Annotated in this window: 18 protein-coding genes and 1 pseudogene; 8 read left to right on the top strand and 11 right to left on the bottom strand. The window is 43.2% G+C overall.

Going from position 1 to position 23,518, the window contains the following annotated elements; genetic code table 11:
• A partial coding sequence (locus G327_RS26725; RefSeq protein WP_019617021.1) for a helix-turn-helix domain-containing protein occupies window positions 1-202 on the bottom strand: 202 nt, incomplete at its 3' end.
• Between the two features lie 748 nt (window positions 203-950).
• On the opposite strand from G327_RS26725, the gene codB reads away from it, so the two are divergent.
• Window positions 951-2,207, top strand: coding sequence for a cytosine permease (codB, locus tag G327_RS0122265; RefSeq protein WP_019617019.1), 1,257 nt, complete (start codon window positions 951-953; stop codon window positions 2,205-2,207).
• A gap of 21 nt (window positions 2,208-2,228) precedes the next feature.
• Entirely contained in the window at window positions 2,229-3,518 is a 1,290-nt protein-coding gene (locus G327_RS0122260; protein WP_019617018.1) for a cytosine deaminase, read from the top strand.
• Between the two features lie 103 nt (window positions 3,519-3,621).
• On the opposite strand, the gene G327_RS25435 is transcribed toward G327_RS0122260, so the two are convergent.
• Window positions 3,622-5,493, bottom strand: coding sequence for a hypothetical protein (locus tag G327_RS25435; protein ID WP_019617017.1), 1,872 nt, complete (start codon window positions 5,491-5,493; stop codon window positions 3,622-3,624).
• A gap of 413 nt (window positions 5,494-5,906) precedes the next feature.
• Here G327_RS25435 and htpG point away from each other — a divergent pair, with 413 nt between their 5' ends.
• The 4 genes from htpG (at window position 5,907) to G327_RS0122235 (ending at window position 10,408) form a co-directional block, all read left to right on the top strand.
• Entirely contained in the window at window positions 5,907-7,811 is a 1,905-nt protein-coding gene (htpG, locus tag G327_RS0122250) for a molecular chaperone HtpG (RefSeq protein WP_019617016.1), read from the top strand.
• 398 nt (window positions 7,812-8,209) lie between these two features.
• Window positions 8,210-8,854 carry an adenylate kinase gene (gene adk / locus G327_RS0122245; RefSeq protein ID WP_019617015.1) on the top strand — a complete coding sequence of 215 codons (645 nt, stop codon included), beginning with the start codon at window positions 8,210-8,212 and terminating at the stop codon, window positions 8,852-8,854.
• Window positions 8,855-8,915: 61 nt separating this feature from the next.
• Window positions 8,916-9,875, top strand: a complete 960-nt coding sequence (gene hemH / locus G327_RS0122240; RefSeq protein WP_019617014.1) for a ferrochelatase — start codon at window positions 8,916-8,918, stop codon at window positions 9,873-9,875.
• Window positions 9,876-9,901: 26 nt separating this feature from the next.
• On the top strand, window positions 9,902-10,408 hold the full coding sequence (locus tag G327_RS0122235) for an NlpC/P60 family protein (RefSeq protein ID WP_019617013.1): 507 nt from the start codon (window positions 9,902-9,904) through the stop codon (window positions 10,406-10,408).
• Window positions 10,409-10,424: 16 nt separating this feature from the next.
• On the opposite strand, the gene G327_RS0122230 is transcribed toward G327_RS0122235, so the two are convergent.
• The 4 genes from G327_RS0122230 to G327_RS0122215 all read right to left on the bottom strand — a co-directional run bounded on the left by G327_RS0122230 (window position 10,425) and on the right by G327_RS0122215 (window position 14,551).
• Window positions 10,425-11,105, bottom strand: coding sequence for a response regulator (locus G327_RS0122230; RefSeq protein WP_019617012.1), 681 nt, complete (start codon window positions 11,103-11,105; stop codon window positions 10,425-10,427).
• Window positions 11,102-12,589: an ATP-binding protein gene (locus G327_RS0122225; RefSeq protein WP_157601267.1), complete on the bottom strand. Its 1,488-nt coding sequence runs from the start codon at window positions 12,587-12,589 to the stop codon at window positions 11,102-11,104. The genes G327_RS0122230 and G327_RS0122225 overlap by 4 nt, the downstream gene beginning before the upstream one ends.
• An 88-nt stretch (window positions 12,590-12,677) precedes the next feature.
• Complete coding sequence (locus tag G327_RS0122220; RefSeq protein WP_019617010.1) at window positions 12,678-12,989, bottom strand: hypothetical protein; 312 nt, start codon at window positions 12,987-12,989, stop codon at window positions 12,678-12,680.
• Between the two features lie 134 nt (window positions 12,990-13,123).
• Window positions 13,124-14,551: a hypothetical protein gene (locus G327_RS0122215; protein ID WP_019617009.1), complete on the bottom strand. Its 1,428-nt coding sequence runs from the start codon at window positions 14,549-14,551 to the stop codon at window positions 13,124-13,126.
• A 363-nt stretch (window positions 14,552-14,914) separates the two neighbouring features.
• On the opposite strand from G327_RS0122215, the gene G327_RS0122210 reads away from it, so the two are divergent.
• Window positions 14,915-15,517: a LysE family translocator gene (locus G327_RS0122210; RefSeq protein WP_019617008.1), complete on the top strand. Its 603-nt coding sequence runs from the start codon at window positions 14,915-14,917 to the stop codon at window positions 15,515-15,517.
• 57 nt (window positions 15,518-15,574) lie between these two features.
• Here the strand turns inward: G327_RS0122210 and G327_RS0122205 are convergent, their stop codons facing one another.
• From G327_RS0122205 to mnmA (G327_RS0122190), 4 genes are all read right to left on the bottom strand, one after another.
• A complete protein-coding gene (locus G327_RS0122205) occupies window positions 15,575-16,702 on the bottom strand; it encodes a ribosomal protein uL16 3-hydroxylase (RefSeq protein WP_019617007.1) in 1,128 nt (375 codons plus the stop codon).
• Window positions 16,703-16,833: 131 nt separating this feature from the next.
• Window positions 16,834-18,207: an adenylosuccinate lyase gene (gene purB, locus G327_RS0122200; RefSeq protein ID WP_019617006.1), complete on the bottom strand. Its 1,374-nt coding sequence runs from the start codon at window positions 18,205-18,207 to the stop codon at window positions 16,834-16,836.
• A 125-nt stretch (window positions 18,208-18,332) separates the two neighbouring features.
• Entirely contained in the window at window positions 18,333-18,962 is a 630-nt protein-coding gene (hflD, locus tag G327_RS0122195) for a high frequency lysogenization protein HflD (protein WP_019617005.1), read from the bottom strand.
• A gap of 104 nt (window positions 18,963-19,066) precedes the next feature.
• Complete coding sequence (mnmA, locus tag G327_RS0122190; RefSeq protein ID WP_019617004.1) at window positions 19,067-20,170, bottom strand: tRNA 2-thiouridine(34) synthase MnmA; 1,104 nt, start codon at window positions 20,168-20,170, stop codon at window positions 19,067-19,069.
• A gap of 478 nt (window positions 20,171-20,648) precedes the next feature.
• On the opposite strand from mnmA (G327_RS0122190), the gene G327_RS0122185 reads away from it, so the two are divergent.
• The gene (locus G327_RS0122185) at window positions 20,649-23,048 is read left to right on the top strand and encodes a bifunctional diguanylate cyclase/phosphodiesterase (protein WP_019617003.1); all 2,400 of its coding nucleotides are present in this window, start codon (window positions 20,649-20,651) and stop codon (window positions 23,046-23,048) included.
• A gap of 109 nt (window positions 23,049-23,157) precedes the next feature.
• On the opposite strand, the pseudogene mnmA (G327_RS26720) reads toward G327_RS0122185, so the two are convergent.
• Window positions 23,158-23,350, bottom strand: a pseudogene (mnmA, locus tag G327_RS26720) (tRNA 2-thiouridine(34) synthase MnmA); the annotation flags it as partial.
• Window positions 23,351-23,518 lie beyond the last annotated feature (168 nt).

Genomic DNA, 23,518 nt, shown 5'->3' with positions numbered 1-23,518 from the left:
TTTTTTTATCAGTTAATCCGTCTATTCCATCCAAGTGATATTGTGAGATCCACTTATTTACACTGGTTCTGCTTACTTTTAAAAACTTAGCGATTGCATAACGTGAGTGTCCTTCTTGGAAATGAGCTAAAGCCATAAAACGAAGTCTCATCCGAACACTTTGATGAGTTTTAGCTAATAAATTAATGTCATCTTTTTTCATAATCACCAGCAGTATTTAATTATTTAAAATAATAACACTATTAGATCATATAATTAGGCGGAATGGTATCAGAAGTGAAACGCAGCTGCGCCGATGGTGCTTAGTTGCATCTTGTTTCCTTGAACCTTGTTCAAGGGACTGCAATACAAAATGGTCTCCCCATGTGAGAGTGGGGCGAGTATTGCGCCAGCAATGTGTCACGAGCGGATGAGCTCTGCGAATCCTGTTCCATCGCCATAAAGCCGCACAAGCTAAGCAATTAAATCCATAATAACCCCTGTTGACTCTGTCAGCAGGGATTTTTTCGTTTTAGTGCTTTGACGACGATGACCACTCGAACATGGGCAATAAACAGCATCCACTAGCTGTTTCAAACCATCTGATAGTCGGGGGGAGTTCCGCAGCTGCGAGTGTCACGACTGGCTACGCATCACTTCTCAATATTTTTCTATATTTTATATACAGCACTCTAACCAATTGATTTATGCAGCTGCTTTGATAATTGTGATAAATATATAAGAACTGCGCTCTAAAAAGCTTTTGTAACCAATTTGTCCTTTACTGCATAAGGCATCTAGATGCGCCACGAACTCATTGACAGCAAGGCTATTATCACTAGAATACGCGCCGTTTACCTGAATTAAACACAATATGAACAGCTTGTAGTGTGCAGCAACGGCCGACAGCTGACTTATGGTGTTGATTATGTAAGCAGTTCTTTTATGCTAATAACTAATAGAGGTATTGAATGGCTGGCGATAATAATTATAGTCTGGGGCCTGTTCCCCAATCGGCGAGAAAAGGTATAGTTTCACTAACCATGGTGATGCTGGGGTTAACCTTCTTTTCCGCCAGTATGTGGACAGGAGGGGCGCTTGGTACGGGGCTCTCCTTCAGTGATTTTCTTCTTGCAGTTCTAATTGGTAATTTAATTCTCGGTATCTACACTTCTTTTCTTGGTTACATCGGCGCCTCCACTGGCTTATCTACTCACCTCCTTGCTCGTTTCTCCTTTGGTTCTAAAGGCTCATGGCTTCCTTCTCTTCTTCTCGGCGGTACACAAGTCGGCTGGTTTGGTGTCGGTGTGGCTATGTTTGCTATTCCTGTTCATAAAGCGACTGGTATTGATACTAACGTTCTGATCCTTGTTTCCGGTTTACTGATGACAGCCACTGTATATTTTGGTATTTCAGCGCTGATGGTTCTTTCTGCCATTGCGGTGCCGGCTATTGCTGTTCTTGGCGGGTATTCTGTCAGTGAGGCGGTTGAAAGTGTCGGGGGTATTGAAGGGCTGTTTGCTATTATTCCTAAAGAGTCGATGGATTTCTCCACCGCTTTAGTTTTAGTGGTGGGTTCTTTTATTTCAGCGGGCACATTAACGGCTGATTTTGTTCGTTTTGGTAAAAAACCTAAAGCTGCGGTTTTTGTTACTATGATCGCTTTCTTTATCGGTAATTCACTGATGTTTCTCTTTGGGGCAACCGGGGCTGCTGCAACCGGGTTTGCAGATATTTCTGAAGTGATGATCGCACAAGGTCTGTTAATTCCTGCCATTATTGTTCTGGGTTTAAATATCTGGACGACTAATGATAATGCCTTGTATGCATCTGGTCTTGGTTTCTCCAATGTTACCGGCCTGCCTAGTAAATATCTTTCGATGATCAACGGAGTTATCGGTACACTGTGTGCTTTGTGGTTATACAATAACTTTGTCGGCTGGTTAACGTTCCTTTCTGCCGCCATTCCGCCTATCGGCGGCATCATTATTGCCGATTATCTGGTAAATCGTAAACGTTACAAAGATTTTGCTAATGCTCAATTTAAAAGTGTTAACTGGGCTGCGATTGCTGCCGTTGCTGCGGGAATCGGTGCAGGACATTTTCTACCTGGCATAGTGCCTTTAAATGCGGTGCTTGGCGGCGCGATTAGTTATCTAATTCTTAATCCGTTTTTAAATCGTGAAGTTATCAATCAGCAGCCGACAAAAATACAAGAATCTGCTTAGTTTTAAATTAAAGGATAAAAAATGCACTCTTTAGATATGCTGATTAAAAATATCAGCCTGCAGGATAGGCTTGGTAAGCATCAGATTCACATTGAAAATGGAACTTTAAAAAAAATCGCACCGAATGCGGATGATTTGAACATAAAAACCGGCACGACAACTATTGATGGTGAAGGCGGGCTTGTCGTTGCGCCTTTTTGTGAACCGCATATTCATTTAGATACAACGCAAACGGCCGGTCAGCCAAGCTGGAATATCTCTGGTACTTTATTTGAAGGTATTGAACGCTGGTCTGAGCGTAAACAAACGCTGTCCATTGAAGATGTAAAGTCTCGTGCTAAGCAGACTTTAAAATGGCAGATTGCCAATGGTGTTCAGTATGTGCGCACTCATGTTGATGTTTCCGATCCGACTTTGACTGCGTTAAAAGCGATGCTGGAAGTCAAAGAGGAGATGAAGCAATGGGTGGATATTCAGATCGTTGCGTTCCCGCAGGAAGGTATTTTATCTTACCCTAACGGCAAAGAACTGCTGGAGGAAGCCGTACAGCTGGGAGCTGATGTAATCGGCGCCATTCCGCATTTTGAGTTTACTCGGGAATATGGTGTTGAATCACTGCATTATGTGTTTGAGCTGGCACGTAAATATGATCGTTTGATTGATGTTCACTGTGATGAAATAGATGATGAACAGTCCCGCTTTGTAGAAACGCTGGCAGCACTTGCACATAAATATGAAATGGGCGAACGGGTAACGGCCAGTCATACCACTGCAATGGGCTCTTATAACGGCGCTTATGCATCGCGCTTATTCCGATTATTAAAAATGTCGGGCATTAATTTTGTGGCTAACCCTCTGGTAAATATTCATCTGCAGGGGCGTTTCGATGATTATCCGAAACGCCGCGGCATGACCCGTGTTAAAGAGATGCTGGCAGCTGACATTAATGTCTGTTTCGGGCACGATGATGTGTTTGATCCCTGGTATCCGCTCGGCACGGCTAATATGCTTCAGGTACTGCATATGGGCCTGCATGTTTCTCAGGTTATGGGGTATGAACAGATCAATGAGTCATTGGATTTGATCAGCTGCAATTCAGCGCGTACGTTGAATATTCTAGATAATTACGGAATTGAAGAGGGGAAAGCTGCTAGTCTGCTGATTCTTCCTGCTGAAAATGGTTTTGATGCTGTTCGCCGTCAGGTAGCGGTTCGTTACTCTATTCGTCACGGTAAAGTTGTTGCACAAACACAGCCTGCGGTGTCAACGATTAATCTTGAGCAGACTGAGACGGTCACTTTTCAGCGTTGATTGAAGCTGTAGTTAAAGCTAAAAAAATACCTGTCAGTATTGAGCTGGCAGGTACTTAAAACGAATCTGCATTAATACAATAATGCAGATTAAGACTTACTGCTTATTCGTCGACTAGCGTGCTGTCAAAGTTGGCTAGGATAAAATCTCTTGCTGTACTATTGAATACAAATTCTTCCTCTTCTTCATTAGTCGTATGTTCACCAATACGAACACCATCTAGATACTCTAATAAGATGATGTTGTCGCGGTCTTCAAAGAAACCGTCATATTCACTAAAGTAACTTGGTGCGCTAATTGTTCGTAAGGTTTTACCGTGAACCGTGATATCACTCCAGCTTCCTGTTGTTAATAACACCACACTTGACGTTGTGTTATTAATTTTATAATAGTTGATTTGACCTCCTGCAACCAGTTCAGCAACTAAAGTGTATTCATCCATCCAGCCTAGATGAACGGCGTTTAAGCTATGAATATCTTCTTGAGTGCCGCTGAGAACAACTGCATTAGCAACAACCATTTCAGCAAGAGTTACTGCAGGGCTGTTGTCTTGGTAATTACCAGTGCCTTTCTGGTGCCATACTGTATTACATAAACCGCCAATTTTATTCTGCTCCTCACAGTCGTCCCAGTTGTTAAAGGTATAATGTGCACCGTTTGTCTGGAAGTTTATTTTATAACCAACAGCGCCTTCTGGAAATACCAGATCCGCAGGTATTGCTTCAGCCCAGGTCCCGTCGCCGTCTGTTTCATCCATGATTAATGAAGTATTTAACCCGGCAAGTGCCAGTTGTGTACCTGTAATGGTTTCATCCAGTTCAGACAGTCCTGCATGATGCAGAGTAATAGTCGTATCACTGTTTAAAGTGATAGTTTCGACTGAGTCGTCATAGGCAGTCCAACCCGTTGAAGTTAATAACCATTCGTTATTATCATCATTATCATCACTTCGCAGTACCCACTGTCCTGTTTTCCACGAGTACTCAACATCATTGATAGTGCCTTGTTCATTCACTGTTAATGTGCCGTATTCAAATTCAGCGCCAGTATCTTCCACCTCACTCCAGAACCAGTTAATACCTTCTGACTTGATCAGAGCCACCAGGCTAGTGGCAACCGCCTGACCTTCAGCTTCCTGTTGTGCAATATGTTCTTCCAGCTTATCTGCTTCCAGGTCAATTAATTCTTTGTCAATGCTAGTTGCTATTGAATCAGCATCGAATTCAGTATCATTATCAGCTTCTGCTACCTCGACCTGTACGGTGATGTCATCAATTGCGTCAAAAACCTGATCAACAATAAGTGTTATTAAATCATCAAGCTTAATACCTTCCGTTTCTGCTGTATCTTCAAGTAAAGCCATATTGTTGGAAATGACATTGGCGGTAACTTGTGCGACTTGATGCAGTTTTTCAAATTCAGCTTTATCTTCTTCGGATAGTGAATCATCTTCTTTACCTGCAACATAGTCGTCAGCTAAATTTAAAGTCGTCCCTAATTTACCTTGTACTGCTGTCTCAGCTTCTTCTGCCGTGCTGCCTTTTTCAATTTCGTTCTGCACCATAGTGGTTAAAGGACTGACAAAAGTGAAACCTGCCGGCGCGCTTAATGTATACCCCTGGGTTAAGGCTATGCCGGGTTCGTCTTCATCTATTGTTTCGCCGGCAACTATCTCTACCAGTAACGGGAATTGATCAATTTGCGCTTGTGTGACACCTGCTAATGAAAATTCACCGCCGGCTGTCGTTGTTGCTGATGGTTCGCCTGTATCACAAATTTTATTTAGATTCAGGTCCAGACATACATTGGCATTTGCCAGATAACCGTCTGCAGCCTTACCTGTGAGTGTTGTGGTAACGGTCTGATCTTCGTTTGAAGTGTCTGGCGAGGTTGGGCTTGAAGAGCCCGAAGAACCAAAGCAGCCTGTTAATGCGGCGGCTGCAAAAATTGAAAGAAGTGAATGCTTGTGTGTCATTTTCCTGCTCCATGGTTTATTGGTCTGTGAGTTGGGTCCGTCTGCGACTCTTTCGGAACTGTTCTGGTATTATGATTTAGCTTGCTGTGTTAATGTGGTGTTAATCATGGGTTGCCAGCTTGTAACTGTAGGCTGTGCTTATGCTGTCGTCAACTGGGCGATATAGGTAGTTTTATTACTTTAAAATAATCGCACTGCTAACTGGTTAATATTCATCAAAATTAAAATGCATCTAGTTCGAACGGCAGAAGGTTAACCTAGTGATATTTCTTAAAATATTGACCTGACTCACACCTTATTTATTTTGCACTAATTTCACTTTAAGGCCTTGAAAACGGATCTCTTATCCCCATTTTATTATCATCGTTTAAACCAAAGTCTTGTTTAGGCTAATTCAAAGAGAAATAGATATTATGGAACATCAACAAAATCATACTTTTAGTGCTGATACCGGTAAACTTCTTAAATTAATGATCCACTCTTTATACTCTAATAAAGAGATTTTCCTGCGTGAGCTTGTTTCTAATGCCGCCGATGCTGCTGATAAATTACGTTTCAAAGCCCTTTCTGATGGTTCTCTTTTTGAAAATGATGCCGATCTGCGTGTTCGTTTAAGTTTTGATGCAGATGCTAAAACAGTCACTATCAGTGATAACGGTATCGGTATGACACGTGATGAAGTCATCGAGCATTTAGGTACGATTGCAAAATCAGGTACAAGTGATTTCTTTGAACAGCTTTCTGGTGACCAGGCTAAAGACTCACAGTTAATCGGTCAATTTGGTGTTGGTTTTTACTCTGCATTTATTGTTGCCGATAAAGTAACGGTTAATACTCGTAAAGCGGGTGAAGAAGCGTCTCAAGGTACATGTTGGGAATCGTCAGGTGAAGCTGACTATACGGTTGCTGATATCGAAAAAGCAGATCGTGGTACTGAAATCATCCTGCATCTTCGTGAAGATGAAAGTGAATTCTTAAATGATTATAAACTGCGCACTGTGGTTTCTAAATATTCTGATCATATCAGTATCCCTGTTGAGATGTTCAAAGAAGCAACAGAAGAGTCTGATGGCCCTGACGGCGAAAAAATCCCAGGTACAGCCGCTGAGTGGCAGGCGATTAATAAAGCAACTGCACTTTGGAGCTGTTCTAAAAGTGAACTTAAAGATGAAGAGTATCAGGAGTTCTACAAGCATATTGCCAATGACTTTGAAAACCCGTTAACCTGGAGTCATAACAAAGTTGAAGGCGAGCAGGAATACACAAGTTTGTTATACATTCCTAAACGTGCTCCTTATGACCTTTGGAACCGTGAAAAAGCGCACGGCCTGAAACTATACGTACAGCGTGTATTTATTATGGATGATGCCGAGCAGTTTATGCCGACTTATCTGCGTTTCGTAAAAGGTGTGCTTGATTCAAATGATCTGCCGTTAAATGTTTCGCGTGAAATTCTGCAGGATACGCGTGTAACAGCAAAACTGCGCAGTGCATGTACTAAACGTGCCCTTTCTATGCTGACTAAGTTCGCTAAGAAAAACGAAGAAGAGTACAACGCATTCTGGAAAGAGTTCGGTCAGGTATTAAAAGAAGGCCCGGCTGAAGATGCCGCTAATAAAGAGAAAATAGGTAAACTGTTCCGTTTCTCTTCAACAGAAACTGATTCAATCGAACAGACTGTATCTTTAGATGCTTACATCAGCCGTATGACTGAAGGTCAGGATAAGATCTACTACATCACTGCAGACAGCTTTAATGCAGCTAAGAACAGCCCGCATTTAGAAGTGCTGCGTAAGAAAGGCATCGAAGTATTACTGCTTTCTGATCGTGTTGATGAATGGTTATTAAGCCACTTACCTGAATATGACGGTAAAGTGTTCACTTCTGTAACCCAAGGTGATCTGGATCTAGGTAAACTGGACAGCGAAGAAGATAAAAAAGAGCAGGAAAAACAGGAGACTGAATTTGCCAGCTTTATTGAACGTGTTAAAGAAGTATTAGGCGATAAAGTTAAAGATGTGCGTTTAACACACCGCTTAACTTCGACCCCTTCTTGTATCGTTGCTGATAATGATGATATGAGCACGCAGATGGCAAAACTGATGGCACAGATGGGCCAGCCGGTACCGGAAAGCAAGCCTATTTTCGAACTTAACCCGGATCATGTGATGGTGGTTAAATTAGCTGATATGGCAGATGAAGATCAGTTTGCTCAGTGGTCTGAGTTACTGCTGGAGCAGGCTGTATTATCTGAAAAAGGCAGCCTGGATGATCCGTCTGAGTTTGTCGGACGTATCAATAAATTACTACTTGGCTAGTTTGATACTTATACCCATGATACTTCAAGATGCAAAGTCAGCAAGGCAGGCTGTGCCAATATGCTAGGCATAAAATTGAAGTATAGTTATTCTACATAGAGATTTTATAACAACGCAGATTGGTGCTGCTTGCCTTGCCCTGTGGGGCGCAAGCTCGAAAAGCAGTCCTGCGTTGCAACAATCGAAAAGGGAATACCATTACCTCATGTTGCTCCTTGATCTGGTATTAGAGCTAGTGCCTGAAAAAGCATCTTGAGGCAACATGGGTAAATAATATCTTGTCGAAGGCCGGCTTATGTCGGCCTTTTTTATTCTCTAACCTTGAGAAACAAGAGATAAGAGTGTAAATTTCCACCTCAATTTATTAATCAACTTATTAATTAACAAAGGATGCAACAATGCGCATTATCTTATTAGGTGCTCCAGGTGCCGGTAAAGGTACACAAGCTCAATTTATGATGGATAAATATGGTATCCCGCAAATCTCTACGGGTGACATGCTGCGTGCAGCTGCAAAAGCTGGCACTGAACTTGGCTTAAAAGCAAAAGAGCTAATGGACGCAGGACAACTTGTTTCTGATGAATTAATCATTGGTTTAGTGAAAGAGCGTATTGCTCAGGAAGACTGTGCAAAAGGTTTCTTATTAGATGGTTTCCCGCGTACTATTCCACAGGCAGATGCGATGAAAGAAGCTGGTGTGATTGTTGATTTCGTTCTTGAATTTGACGTGCCTGATGAAGAAATCGTTAAGCGTATGGCTGGCCGTCGTGTTCATTCTGGTTCAGGTCGTACTTACCACATCGTTTACAATCCGCCTAAAGTGGAAGGTAAAGATGATGTGACAGGTGATGATCTTGCAATTCGTCCAGATGATGAAGAAGCGACAGTACGTAAACGTTTAGATATCTACCATGCGCAGACAGAGCCTCTTGTTGCTTACTACAAAAATGAAGCGGAGCAGGGCAACGGTGCACATCATAAATTTGACGGTACAAAAGCCGTAGATGTTATCAGTGCTGAATTAGCAGAAATTCTTGGCTAATTTTCAGACTGTAAATTATTATTAGGGGCTTTTAGCCCCTTTTTTACAGGTAAAATAAAAAATGACAAAACGCGCCGTCTTGCTGGTTAATTTAGGTACTCCTGAGTCTCCGGATACAAAAAGTGTCAGGCAGTTTTTACGTGATTTTTTATCAGATAAACGTGTTGTTGATACACCGCGCTTAATCTGGCTGCCGATTCTTTATTTAATCATTCTGCCGTTTCGCTCTAAACGTGTTGCAAAGTTATATAAAAAAATCTGGTTTGAAAACGATTCTCCGCTGCGCTTTTATACCGAGCAGCAGACTCTGAAATTAGGCGCGAGTCTTAGTGTTGAAAATATAAGAGCAGAGTACGCAGTGACCTACGGTCATCCGTCGATTGCATCTCAGATGGAGATGCTGCAGGAACAGGGAGTGACGGATTTAACTGTATTACCTTTGTATCCCCAATATTCAGTCTCCACTACAGCTTCTGTTTTTGATCAGTTAAGCGCCGCGGTTAAACAGCAGTTTAACTTTCCTGCGATTAACTTTATTCATGATTATCATGATCACCCGCTTTATATCGCTGCGTTAGTTAACTCCATAAAAAAAAGCTGGTTGGAAAACGGACAGGCAGAGCTGCTGGTCTTTTCGTTTCACGGTATTCCTAAGCGCTATGTCACACTAGGTGATGTTTACCAGATGCACTGTGAGTCTACAGTGCAGTTAGTTATTGAAGCGCTTGGCTTAAATGAAAGTCAGTATAAGCTTTGTTATCAGTCCCGCGTCGGCAGAGAAGAGTGGTTAAAGCCCTACTTAGATAACTTTTTACCTGAGACCGTTAAATCCGGTACAAAAACGCTGGATATCATTAGTCCGGCTTTTGCCTGTGACTGCTTAGAAACATTAGAAGAATTAGCGATTGAAAATAGAGAACTATTTTTGACCTGTGGTGGTGAAAAATACAATTATATACCATGTTTAAATGATTCAGATGAGCATATATCGTTACTGCATGCTTTAGCGACAGGCTCTTAATGAGCAGTTAATCAAGGAGTATCAGCTTGATAAAAATTAATTTAAAAGCCGTTTGTCTGCTCTTTTTTACACTAATATTTATCAGTGCCTGTTCGACGACACCTTCATCGAACAGCCGCTCTTCGGGCGGGTCAGGTAATAAACTCTCGCAGAAAGAAAATGAGCAGTTTATCAGGCTGCTGCACAGCGAACATCAGGACTGGAAGGGGACTCCGTACCGCTTAGGCGGCAGCAGTAAAAAGGGGATCGACTGTTCTGCATTAATGCAGATTATCTATAAAAACAGTTTTGATATTAACATTGCCCGTACAACCAAGGTTCAGGCAAATTCAGGCATTTTTGTAAATGAAAAGGATCTGCAGGCTGGCGATTTAGTCTTTTTTAAAACCAGCTGGAAAGTGCGCCATGTGGGCATCTATATTGTAGACAGGCAGTTTCTGCATGCCTCAACCAGTCGCGGAGTGATGATATCATCGCTGGATAATATCTACTGGAAATCGAACTACTGGCAGGCACGCCGTTTAATTGATTGAGTGTCTTGCACTTAATCTAACATTCCATTTTATAACCGACTCCGTAAACGGATACTATCGGATTCATATCTGCTGCAACGGCCGTGATTTTTTTGCGGATATTTTTTATATGTGTATCAATATTACGATCACTTATCTCCTCAAAGCCGTCATAAACACTATCCATTATTTCCTGACGACTGAACACTCGGTTGATATTAGCCAGAAAGCGTTCCAGTATCTTAAATTCGATGGGGGTAAGATCTAGAGGCTGGTTATGCAGGGTGACGTTGAATTTCTGCATATTAAGTTCAAAACCTGACTGGCGGATAATTTTATCGTTCAGGTTTCCTGCTCTGCGCAAAATAACTTTTATTCTTGCTATCACTTCTCTCGGGCTGAAGGGTTTACAGATATAATCATCAGCGCCGATTTCTAATCCTATTAAGCGGTCAATCTCTTCATTTTTTGCGGTCACCATAATAATGGGGACTTGTGAAAAAAGGCGGGTTTCTCTGCACAGCGTTACACCGTCAATATCGGGCAGCATTAAATCCAGGAGCACTAAATCAACGTTATTATCTTTAATATAAGCAAGGACAGTCTGACCGCTGCTAAAGTGCTTAATACTGTAACCGGCCGCTGTACAGTATGCACATAATACTTCGGCAATAGCCGGTTCATCTTCAACGATAAGAATATGATATTTTGTCATCATTGCTGTGCTCCTAAATTAACAGGCAGGGTAATTATTATGGTTATGCCGCCTAGCGGGGAGTTTTGTGCTGTAATTGTTCCCTGGTGAGCTTTAACTATCTGTGAACATAAAGCAAGCCCTAATCCAGATCCGCCGTGGGCTCGACTGCGGGACTTTTCTACACGATAGAAGCGTTCAAAAATTTTGCTCATATCCGTTTCTGCCAGGCCGGGCGCCGAGTCCTGTATCTGTATCTGCAGCTGCGTGCCGTCGATCCGGGTAACAATATGGATTTTACCGTTTAGATCTGTGTAGCGGCATGAGTTTTCAAATAAATTTGAGAAAAGCTGCAGTAGCCGGTCTTTATCTGCAAACAGAAAGCATGGCGTATCGGACTGCGCACTGCGCGACAGTGTCAGCTGCCGTTGAGCAAACTTTACCTGAAAATTATCCAGGGTTTGATTTAATAATTTAAGCGGATCAAGTTTTATTTTTTTGTAAGTTAAAGCGCCGATATCTGAACTGGAAAGTTGATAAAGGTCCGCAACAATACGGCTGAGTTTATCAACCTCTTCAACCAGCATCTGCAGCTTTTCCGGGCCGGCTTTAAGTACGCCGTCCTGAATGGCGATTAGCTGTGACTTAATGACAGTTAACGGGGTACGTAATTCATGAGAGGTATCAGACATCCACTGACGACGGCTGTGCTGATTTTTTTCCAGCGTATTGGCTAAATCGTTATAGTTTTCTGAAAGTATGCCTATTTCATCTTTGGAGCTGCTGTTTATTCTGCTGCTGTAGTCGCCGTTTCTCAGTCTGCCGGTTGCGCTGATAAGCTGTTTTATCGGCGCAGTTAGATGTTTAGCCAGCATAATTGCGGTAATAACGGAGATTAATAATACAATGCCGGCAATCAGGAAATAGGTTTTAAACTGCTGCTGCAGAAATTCAGCCGCCGGACTGCCTTCAAGCGCATTTGAAGCTGCTAATCCTACCCAGCCTACGGTTTTTCCGCCACTGATAACGGGCTCGATGCGACTGTGGCCGCTAAGCTCTTTGCGCCCTACAATAACGTTTTTACTGCTGTCATATAAACTCATACGCTGACCTGTTTTAAGAAATGCAGCAGATGTGTCCCATTTTCCCTGCCGCGGCTCTTGTCTTGGTCGTCTCTCGTTCGGCGGAGGATTATCCTCGCGACGGTTTTGTCTGCGCTGGTCTCGGGGCGGTTCATCACGTGGCGGCCGCAGAGGTCGGCGTGCCTGCCCAGGATCGACGATATCACGCCAGATCTGAACGTCGTTAATAATCGCCTGCCAGCTGTTGCTCTGCTGAAAAGAGGTGCTTAACTGGGTAAGCGTTTCCTGGAGGTGTTTATCTTCTGCCTTATTAACCAGTTCATTAAAATCAGAGGATAAACTCAGGCTTATAGCTGTCAGCAGCAGTATTACCACAGCCAGGTTACTGATAAAGAAGGCGAGAAAGAATTTGTGCAGCAGTTTCAAAAAAACATCCCCTGTTAATATGAAATTAAGCAGCGCCGCCACGCTGCTTTTATGACTGATTTTTTTGCAGACTATAATAGCCGATGTATTAAGTCATGTTTTTCCGATCTGGTTTACAGGCAAAATACTGCTTATCAGGCGTATTTTCACAGACACCGGATTCTATCTCTTTAGGCCCCTGAAAACTGCACTGGGCCGTCGCTGTCTGCTGTAAACAGGCATCAATAGCCGTTTGAGGCGGCTTTCCTGTCTGCGGCCCTTTACTCTTCGGCTTTCTGTTGTTTGACTCTTGCGTAACTTGTTCACTGTTATCTGCAGCTGTCGTTTGTGCCTGTGCCGGGCTTAGTGTCATTAAAAGCGAAGCCGCGGCTAAGCTGATTAACATAATAGGTTGTTTCATTATAATACTCCCTCGAATTAATAGAGTAACAGTTATTTACTGTTCCGTTGTTAAGGCGCTGAAAGTGCTGTTGATATCACTTATGGCTTATGTCTGGGCACGGGAATAGTGCCCGGACAGAAAATACTGAGCGGTTATTCAAACAGGGCATCGCTCTCTGCCAGATAGCTGTCAAGTGTCGAGCTGTCGCTGATCTGTGCAGAATAAAGGAACAAGTTTGCGGCAATAGAAAAATCAAAAGAGTCGCCGCTGTCATAAGTACCCGACATAATCTCCTGTCTAAGTGCTGTTAATTGTTCCATTTGTGTGTCTGATAAGGACTGGTAGAGCTGTGCAAAAACGCTGGCATAGTGGAAATTGTTTTCGCCGTCCAGTTCACCGTAGACGCCTGATTTTTCCAGCACTTCAGCCAGTACTTGTGCTTTGAAGCTGTCTGACAGCTCCTCGGTTGTGATCAGAGTGCGCAGGGCGGTAGAAATATCCGTTCTAGCCTGAACTATGTTTAAGCTGCCTGCATAGAGATTACTGCGCTGGGTATCAACCAGGCTGGAAACGAGTTCTGCCTGGTCTGCTGATACGTAACCCTCACTGCTGTCACTTAGCACGCGTCCGGCTGTAGCGGTTAACTGTTCATTAATGCTGTAACCTTCAACACCGATCGCAGGTGCATCTTTAATGTAAAAAGAGCCGTAATAGGTGCCCTGACGTTCGGGGCAGAAATAAGCATCGGCTTCAAGTGAGCCGGCATACCAGCTGAAAAGATCCCCTGCATAGGTCATTACTGCTACAGACTCGTCATGGGAGAGTCCCTGGGTTCTTTCTTTAAGCACTGACTGGTCAATATCTGCCCATGATTCCCAGCCGCCGCCTTTCATATCATCAAGGTAGGTTAACTGGCTGGCACTCATGCTTCTGTAAATTTCTGCAAAAACAACTGCGCGGTCATAGCTGATCTGCCCGTCCAGTTGATAGAGTTCTTTGGAAGCTTGTTTTACTGCGCTCACACTTAAGCCTGAAGTCCCTAAGGGTAAGTCTCCAAGCATCTGGCTGCGGAATGCCTGCATCAGCGGATAGCGCTGGTAGGCATATTCATTAATTTGACTGACTTGACTGGAAGCCAGTGTGGTTAGAACTGCTAACTGCTGATCATCAAGAATATACAGTACATTGCTGGCAACTCTGGTCAAAAAACTTGTATTGTGACCCATACCGTCAGAGTCATTATCGCGCAGATACTGAAACCCCCAGTAGTCAGCCACTTTGCCCGGAGGGAAAAAGGACTGTGCCTGCAGGTTACCGGTTATCATACCTAGACCTGCAAAGGCAATCGTTGTACGCTGCGCGCCGTCAGAGAGAGTTTGAGCCATAGTAAAAGTCCCCGGGGCAGGGGATTCTGAATCAGCTGCGGCCTGGCTGGAACTGTCCGTTACGGTAGTAGTGACTTCCGAACCTGTGACTGCGGAACTTGTTGTACTGTCTGTTGAATCGCCGCCGCCTGAGCCGCAGCCGAAAAGGTTGGTGATTAAAACTGCCTGGATTAATATCAATATTTTATGTTTCATAATAACACTCCTGTGTATTTACCGGGGAAAGCCTAACTGTTGATTTATGCTTAGTATATAAAGGCAATGTGGTATAAAAATGAAGAAATAAAAAACAGTTAAGTCACTGGTTTTAATGGGTAAATTTATTGTTTTTGACGAGTTTTAATGATTGTGTGGAAATTGTGTGGTTGACCGGTGTTGATAACTATACCCGTAAGATCATCACTTTTACGCCTAGAAATCTGTTCACCTCACGGCTTGCTGATTTTTGCATCTTGAATGATAACGGGTATATAAAAATTGTTTAGTAGTTTTTTTTGATTACCTAATCATGCACATAAGCTCTATGATCGGTCGTTTTAAATTTATTAGGGATGTATCGTGTTATCCATTTATATTACTTATGCCGTTTCTATCGCAATATTAATATCAACACCCGGTCCGCTTATTGCCTTAATTATCTCCGACTCTAAACACGGCTGGCCGTCCGGCACCATTCTCGGCAGTGCGCTTGCTTCGCTGATATTACTTGTTTGTGCACTGATTGCGCTGAATTTTGCCGTCTCTCTGGATCCGCATCTATTAGAATGGGGGCGTGTCATCGGCGGGTGTTACCTTATCTACCTAGGGCTGACTGCTCTGCGTAAAGAGGTCGTTATTGATGATATAAAATCTCATAATAAAAACTGTTTCTGGCGCGCAATGCGCGCAGGGATATCTAATCCAAAAGATATTTTATTCTTTGTCGCATTTTTACCTTCGTTTGTTATTGCTACGGAATCATTTACACAGCAGGCACTGATATTTTTAGTTTTATGGGTAGTGATTGATGTGAGCATTATGGTTACCTACGCAAAGGCGGCTAAAAAGCTATTAAGCTACGCTAAGTGCCGTACGGTGCTGTTTTATCTGCCTGCAGTCTTTATGCCGGTGGTTGGCGGAATTTCATTGTATTTAGGCGCTAAGGAGCTGTGGTTTGTATAAGACTGCTGATAATAATACAGTCAATGCCGACAGCGGTTAACCACTGCCGGCGGGATATTAAGCCGCGTACCAGTATCCAAGATTTACTAATTTGGTAAACAGCGTTAAGGCATTTTCATCTTCACTGAGCAGTTCGGCTATTTCGCCGGCTACTTCATCCTGATCACACAGGTGATGGCCTAATTCAGTGAAACCTTCACAGCTAAACTCTTCTCCATTGATAAACAACAGCTCCGGTGACTGCTGGAAATAAACTGCCCGCAGGCCGCCTAAGCGGATAAACTGTGCACCGGCTTCAAACAGGTCTAATATCTGCTGATTGGTCTGCGGAATATCTGAGGATGCAATATCCAGTTCATGTTTTGCTTCACTGATCATACGTCCGAACCACGGGATAAGATCAGCGGGTATTTTACTGCGCTCCGTTAATAAGCGGTGCAGTTCATTGAGCTCCTGCTCTTCTATTCTGCCCGGTCTTTCGCGTATTATCATCTGCCGGTCAAGATAACGTTCAGCACTCTGTTCGTTGTCTAAGCAGTAATCGGCAAAACTGCTGATCAGATCATTCTGATCCGGGGCGCGGAAACCCACGCTGTAATTCATTGACGGTTCAACGGCATAACCTTCATGAGGGAAGCCGCAGGGGATATATAAGATATCGCCGGGCTCAAGTTCTACATCAATAAGTGCCGGAAAGGCTTCACAGTGTTTTAATGCGCCGTGTGCTGCAAATTCTTCCATCGGCTTTTTCTCACCAACCCGCCAGTGGCGTTTACCCTGTCCCTGAATAATAAATACATCGTAATTATCGATATGCGGACCAACCCCGCCTTTAGGTGTTGAGTAACTGATCATCAGATCATCAATACGCCAGTTAGGCAGGAAACGGAAAGGGCGCACCAGCTCCTGCGCATCTTCATGCCAGTGATCCACCGCCTGTATTAATAATGTCGCGCCGTTTTCTTCCAGTCGCTCGAAGGTTTCAAAAGGGCCTGACTCTGCCTGCCATTTATCTTCTTCCTGATAAACAAGGCGGCTTTCAATCTCTTCTTCCATTGCCAGCCCGGCAATTTCATCGGGCAGAATCGGATCTTCAAAATCAACAAAGCCCTTTTTAATGACCGTGGGTTTTTTCTGCCAGTAGGTGTCGAGAAAATGGTTAATATCTAAATTTAGTTCGAACATAAAAACCTCTTAGGGTTATTGAATCAGAATGCTTTATTTCTTTAGGATATATTATAGAGTATACAAAAAAGGCAACCCGAAGGTTGCCTTAAATCACATTCGTTTAACACGAATATTCTACGTAGTTAACATTAGTCGACTAATTTTTCTACCAGATCAACTGCCTGACCGATGTAATTAGCTGGTGTCATTGCTTTAAGCTCAGCTTTAACTGCATCTGTCAGCTCAAGTGTATCGATGAAATCAGCCATACCCGGGCCGTCTACACGTTTACCGCGAGTCAGCTCTTTTAGTTTTTCGTATGGTTTTTCTATACCGTAACGACGCATAACTGTCTGGATCGGCTCTGCTAATACTTCCCAGTTAGCATCTAAGTCTTTAAGCATGTTTTCTTCATTTGCTTCTAGCTTGCTGATACCTTTAAGGCTTGATTCATAAGCAATAACAGAATAACCGATAGCAACACCCAGGTTACGTAACACGGTTGAATCTGTTAAATCACGCTGCCAGCGGGAAACAGGCAGTTTGGCGGCTAGATGATCAAAGATAGCGTTAGCCAGACCTAAGTTACCTTCAGAGTTTTCAAAATCAATCGGGTTAACTTTATGCGGCATAGTCGATGAGCCGATTTCGCCGGCGATGGTTTTCTGCTTGAAGTGACCCAGGCAGATGTAACCCCAAACGTCACGGTCAAAGTCTAGAAGAATCGTGTTGAAACGGGCAATTGCATCAAACAGTTCAGCGATGTAGTCATGTGGTTCGATCTGCGTAGTGTAAGCATTAAATGTTACACCTAAGCTGGTTACGAATTCTTCTGCAAAACCCTGCCAGTCAAGATCCGGGTAAGCACTCAGGTGAGCGTTGTAGTTACCTACTGCACCGTTAGTTTTACCTAATACTTCAGTTGCTTCAATCTGCTTAACCTGACGCTGCAGACGTACTGCCACGTTAGCCATTTCTTTACCAAGCGTTGTTGGAGAAGCCGGCTGACCGTGTGTACGAGACATCATCGGCATCGCTTTGTATTCCTGCGCTTTAGCTTTAATCGCATCAACAACTTTATTGCAGTAAGGAAGAATTACTTCAGTTTTTGCTGTGCTCAGCATCAATGCGTGAGACAGGTTGTTGATATCTTCAGAAGTACAGGCAAAGTGAATAAATTCAGATACTGCATCCAGTTCAGCAACATTTGCGACTTTTTCTTTTAAGAAGTACTCAACCGCTTTTACATCATGGTTGGTTGTCGCTTCAATATCTTTAACACGTTGTGCATCAGCTTCGCTGAAGTTAGCAACAATTGCATCAAGATGTGCGTTAGCAGCCTCAGAGAAAGCAGGAACTTCTGCAATCCCGTCAGTCTTCGCTAGTTTTTGTAACCAGCGGACCTCAACTTGTACGCGGAATTTGATTAAACCAAACTCACTAAAAATACTGCGTAAAAGTGCTGTTTTGCTACCGTAACGGCCGTCAACTGGTGATACAGCTGTTAGTCCTGAAAGTTTCATTTGTTGCTCCTAAATAAAAGTAGGTTGTTTTAAAACTAGTGTGTAACTACTCTGCCCCGCACTTAGCTGAATAAAGAGCGGAGCTGATTAGTTAAAGTGTGTAACTTGCTTATTTAAAGCGTCTATTAAACGCGTTGTAAATTCTGTTTTGTCTGGTGGATCATCGCTCTGCGTGAGAACACCAGCTGACGGCGTTTACCGCCGATCTGACGCCATAAAACGGCGGCACGGACACCGGCAAGCAGTAATGAGCGGATTTTATGCTGCGTCAGCTCCTGCTGCAGGCAGGCAGGATTACCATTAACTTGAATCTTTGGACCCAGGTTACTGATTATATCTTTATAGATAGAATCTAAATTTTTTAATACGCTGTCATCATTAATATCGAAATGTGCCAGTTGACGCTGTACCTGGTTAATACGCTCACCGAGCATGTTCAGTGCACCTGAGTTGCGGCTGAGTTTTTTCTCCAGGGCAATCATGCCGATTACATATTTAGTTACCTGCATATTGCGGTTATTACTTGCATTATCAAGCTGTTCAATCATGCTTTTAAAACCGACCTGAAGAGATTCGTAACCACCGAATATTTCTAACGGGGAATCACCTTCGGTGCGCGTAATAGAAAGAAGTGAAGCATTAAATGCGGCTGCATCAGGACATAAACCTTTGTTTGCAATTTTATCAACCAGGTAAGCCGCCTGACAGATGGCTGCAAATGCGAGACTGCGGGATTGTAAATTATGGTATGGCATAAATATTTCTCTTCTAATAAATACTGTTATGTTTTCTAAAAGATGAATTATTAAGGCTCTTTGAGCTGAGCCTTAACTTTGTACTGGATACAGACAAAACACAATTATTTTTGTAAATGCTGCTCAATAATCGCGCCGCCTAAACAAACTTCATCAATATAAAATACTGCAGACTGTCCCGGTGTGACGGCCGCTTGAGGTTCATCGAAAATCACCTCTAATGTATCATCATCCAGAGGTTTTACTGTGCAGGGAATATCGGTCTGACGGTAACGGGTTTTTACCGTGCACTTAAAGGTTTTATCCTTAGGTGTGCGGTCTACCCAGTCACACTGTTTGGCTAATAAACCGTAAGAAAACAGTGCTGGATGATCTGCACCCTGAGCGACTAATAAACGGTTATTTTCCATATCTTTACCAACAACATACCAGGGATTTTCATTGGAGTTCTGTAATCCGCCGATACCCAGCCCTTTACGCTGACCAAGTGTGTGGTACATCAGGCCCTGATGCTGCCCGATAACTTCACCCGTCGGTGTAACAATGTCACCCGGCTGCGCAGGTAAGTATTCCTGCAGGAAGTCAGTAAATTTACGCTCACCGATAAAACAGATGCCGGTACTGTCTTTTTTGTTGTGAGTAATTAAATCCTGCTCTTCGGCAATACGGCGTACCTCAGGTTTTTCTAATTCGCCGACAGGAAACAGTGTTTTAGCAACCTGTTTTTCACCAATCGCGTATAAGAAGTAACTTTGGTCTTTATTATTATCCAGTCCGCGCAGCAGCTGTACATGGCCGTCAGTCTCACGGCGGCGTACATAATGGCCGGTAGCAATATAATCCGCACCAAGATCTTCGGCTGCGAATTCTAAAAAGGCTTTAAATTTAATTTCTTTGTTACACATGATATCGGGATTCGGTGTACGGCCTGCTTTGTATTCCGATAGAAAATGTTCAAACACATTATCCCAGTATTCGGCTGCGAAATTAATGGTGTGCAGAGTCATGCCTAATTTATCACAGACTGCCTGCGCATCCTGAAGGTCCTGGGCTGCCGCACAATACTCGTCGGTATCGTCCTCTTCCCAGTTTTTCATAAATAGCCCTTCAACCTGGTATCCCTGCTGCTGTAATAAATGCGCGGATACTGATGAATCAACACCGCCGGACATACCGACGATCACTTTAATTTGGCTATTGTCTGTCATAAATAAATCTCCTGCTAATTTGGTGCGGGATTTTAACAGATATTCAACGCAAATGAACTAATTATGTGAGCGGGCTAACAGAGCTGTTTTTGCTAATGAAATGCTGAAATAACGGTTTTCATTGTGTACAACAGAGCTGAGCCTTACAGCTGTTGTCTGGCTTTTCAGGAATAACTCAAAGCCGCGAAGTTATCCAGTGGCACTTTTATAAAGGTCAACCTCTCAAAAAATACACCTTTAATGTTTAACCGGCATTATGTGTCACAAATTTCTCTTTGTCATACCCACCCGGTTATGCGTTTTTGTCACTGGGTTGTAAAGTAAAGGTCATTGACGTTTTCTGGGTTAAAGCATTAAAAGCAGTGCGCCCGGCGAGTTTACTTTAGCCTTTTGAGGGGGACTTAAATAAGCCATCAGCTTAATCGAAGTTAAATTAACTAATTAGCTTATTTCATCATTGAGTTAAAGGAGCCTATGCATGCCGCAATTAACACATCGTTCAACTTTAAGTCTCAGTTTCCAAAGTCTGAAAAATATACTCGTGGAGCGAATGCCGCCATTCCGCAACAGACATAAAAACAGCCTTGGGCGCTGGATGTTAATTTGTATGACGGGACTGTTAATAAGTGTCGGCTTATTGTTCTGGTGGGGAGCATATAGCCAGCTTGCCGTAAGATTTGATGCTTTTGATGTCAGCTTTTATGAGAATGAATTGAAGAGAGTCAGCGGTGTGCTAAAACAGAATCAGCTCTCCTTTGAACAGCAGTTAAAAGACTATGCTCACTGGGATGATACAGAAGCATTCGTGTCAGGTGACTATCCTGTTTTTCTAGACGAGAACTTTATTCCAATGTCGCTTAAGAGTAATCAAGTCAGCGGCTATATTGTCAGCCGACTGGACGGTTCATTTGCGACTCCTCCGATGATACTTTCCAATGAAACTCTTATTCCTATGCCCGCAGAGATGAGGGACATATTAGCCCCCTTGCTGCCGGCATTAATGACTGCCGATAAGCTGACTGCAAATACGACACTATTCTGGTTTAATAACCAGGCGGTTTTGATTTCTGGTGTGGCCATCACCGACTCTAAAAAACTAAGGCACCCAAGCGGCTATCTGTTTTTCTTACGTCATTTTGACCGCACTACCCTGGATGGGATCAGAGCGTTAACTTCAGTGGATTTTAAATTACTGCCTCAGCACGATCCTGGCAAACCCGGCTTTAAAGTGCAGCACTTGCCCTACTTAAACGAACCGGCCTGGCTGGTGAGCAAAAGCATGGATAATTTCCCCGCTATTATTCAAATGCAAGGGACTACACATTTAAAAACAGAACGTAAGATGACTTTTGTGTTTTTTGGGAGCAGTGTTGTCGGTTTGACACTATTTTCATTGCTGGGTATTTACCTAATGCTTCATTTTAATATATTGAAAAGATTACGTATTTTTTCTCAGCTTGCCGATCAGCATCGATTTTCACCAAAACTGCCGGTACGCTGGCCGGTTAAAAATAAGGACGAACTCGATAATCTTGCCCTAGCTTTGAATGACTTAATGACCGAAATAGAAATGAAATATAAAGATCTGAGCTTTCTTGCAGATCATGACCCTCTTACTGAATTAGGTAATCGACGTTTATTGATGACGCAGCTCGATGCCAATATGAACCGGCATCAGCGCAATTCTGCTTTTGTCAGTAGCTTGTTATTCGTTGACCTAGATGAATTCAAATTACTTAATGACGGGCTTGGGCATGAGGCGGGGGACGACATCATTAAGCTTGTTTCCCGGCGTATGCTCTCACAGGCACGCAGTTACGATACAGTGGTTCGCTTAGGTGGTGATGAGTTTGCGATCCTGCTCAATGATGTTGGGCTGGAAAGGGCGCACTCTTTTGCCGATCGTCTGCTGTTTAAAATAACTCAACCCTTCAAACATAGTGGTCGAAACTTGAGTATCAGGGCTTCTATCGGATTAACGGCAGTAGACTCCAGTCTCAGCAAAGAAAATGTGATTCGGAATGCTGATTTAGCAATGTACGAAGCTAAACGACTTGGCAAGGGGCAGGTGTTCGTTTTTACAATGGCTCTGCTCGATGCAGTTTCTCGCCGGGTGTTGTTAGAGCAGGCATTACTGTCAGCGCTTAACGAAGATCAGCTTGAAGTATGGTTTCAACCGATAGTTAATGTGAACGGCGGGGAGGTGATAGGCGTAGAGGCTCTATCTCGCTGGTCATTTTCCGGAGAGTATGTTCCACCCGGTGAATTTATTAATATTGCAGAAATAACGGGGATGATCACGACACTGGGACGGCAGTTATTCGATAAAGCTGGCTTGGCTTTGCAGGAGCTACGAGTAGATCACCCGGAACTTCAATGCAATATTAATATATCGGTCCGACAATTCCGGGATACGGGGTTAATTAACGATATCATCTCCTGTCTAAATAAATATCACCTGCCCGCGTCGGCTCTGCATTTAGAATTGACGGAAAGTATGGTGGTAGAGGCGGAAGCAGATATTTTACCAGTGATGCGGAAGCTTGTTGAGCATGGTTTCAACTTTCACTTAGATGACTTTGGTACGGGGCATTCTTCGCTCGAACGTTTGAGATACCTGCCTTTTGATACTTTAAAAATAGATCGCAGCTTTGTAACGACGCTAGGTGCGGGTGATGATGTTATGGTTCGCAATATCATCAATATTGCGAATGAGTTGGGTATGAATATTATTGCCGAAGGAGTCGAGACCCAGGTTGAACTGGATTGGTTAGTACATTTAGGCTGCACTCAGATTCAAGGTTACTATTTTGCTAAACCTATGCCATTGAGCGAACTTAAAAACTGGCTGCATGACCGTCAGTGTCCAGTGAAATAAATGAATTCAAAACGATATGCCTAAGTTCCGGGATGCTGCTATTATACCTGCAGGTGTATAAATCAGCAGCGTAAAAAATATTCAAAATTTATGTTTGTCCTGAGTTTATGTGCAGAGTCATGCTTAATTTATCACAGGCTGCCTGCGCATCCTGAAGGTCCTGGGCTGCCGCACATATCGTCCTCTTCCCAGTTTTTCATAAATAGCCCTTCAACCTGGTATCCCTGCTGCTGTAATAAATATGCGGATACAACACTGCTGGACATACCGATGCTCACTTTAATTTGGCTATTGTCTGCCATAACTAAACCTCCTGCTAATTTGGTGCGGGGGTAATACCAATTCGCCTAAGTATCTGGTCATTTTTGCTGGTTAAAATAGCGAATGCCTGTGTTGCACTCAATCGCGCGCCTTGACCTTAACTATTTTTCCTGCGCAAACTCTGATCACTTTATTAAGCGGAATGGTAT

The organism is Psychromonas ossibalaenae ATCC BAA-1528 (assembly GCF_000381745.1).
GTDB lineage: Bacteria > Pseudomonadota > Gammaproteobacteria > Enterobacterales > Psychromonadaceae > Psychromonas > Psychromonas ossibalaenae.
This window is presented reverse-complemented; position numbering and strand designations above follow the sequence as displayed.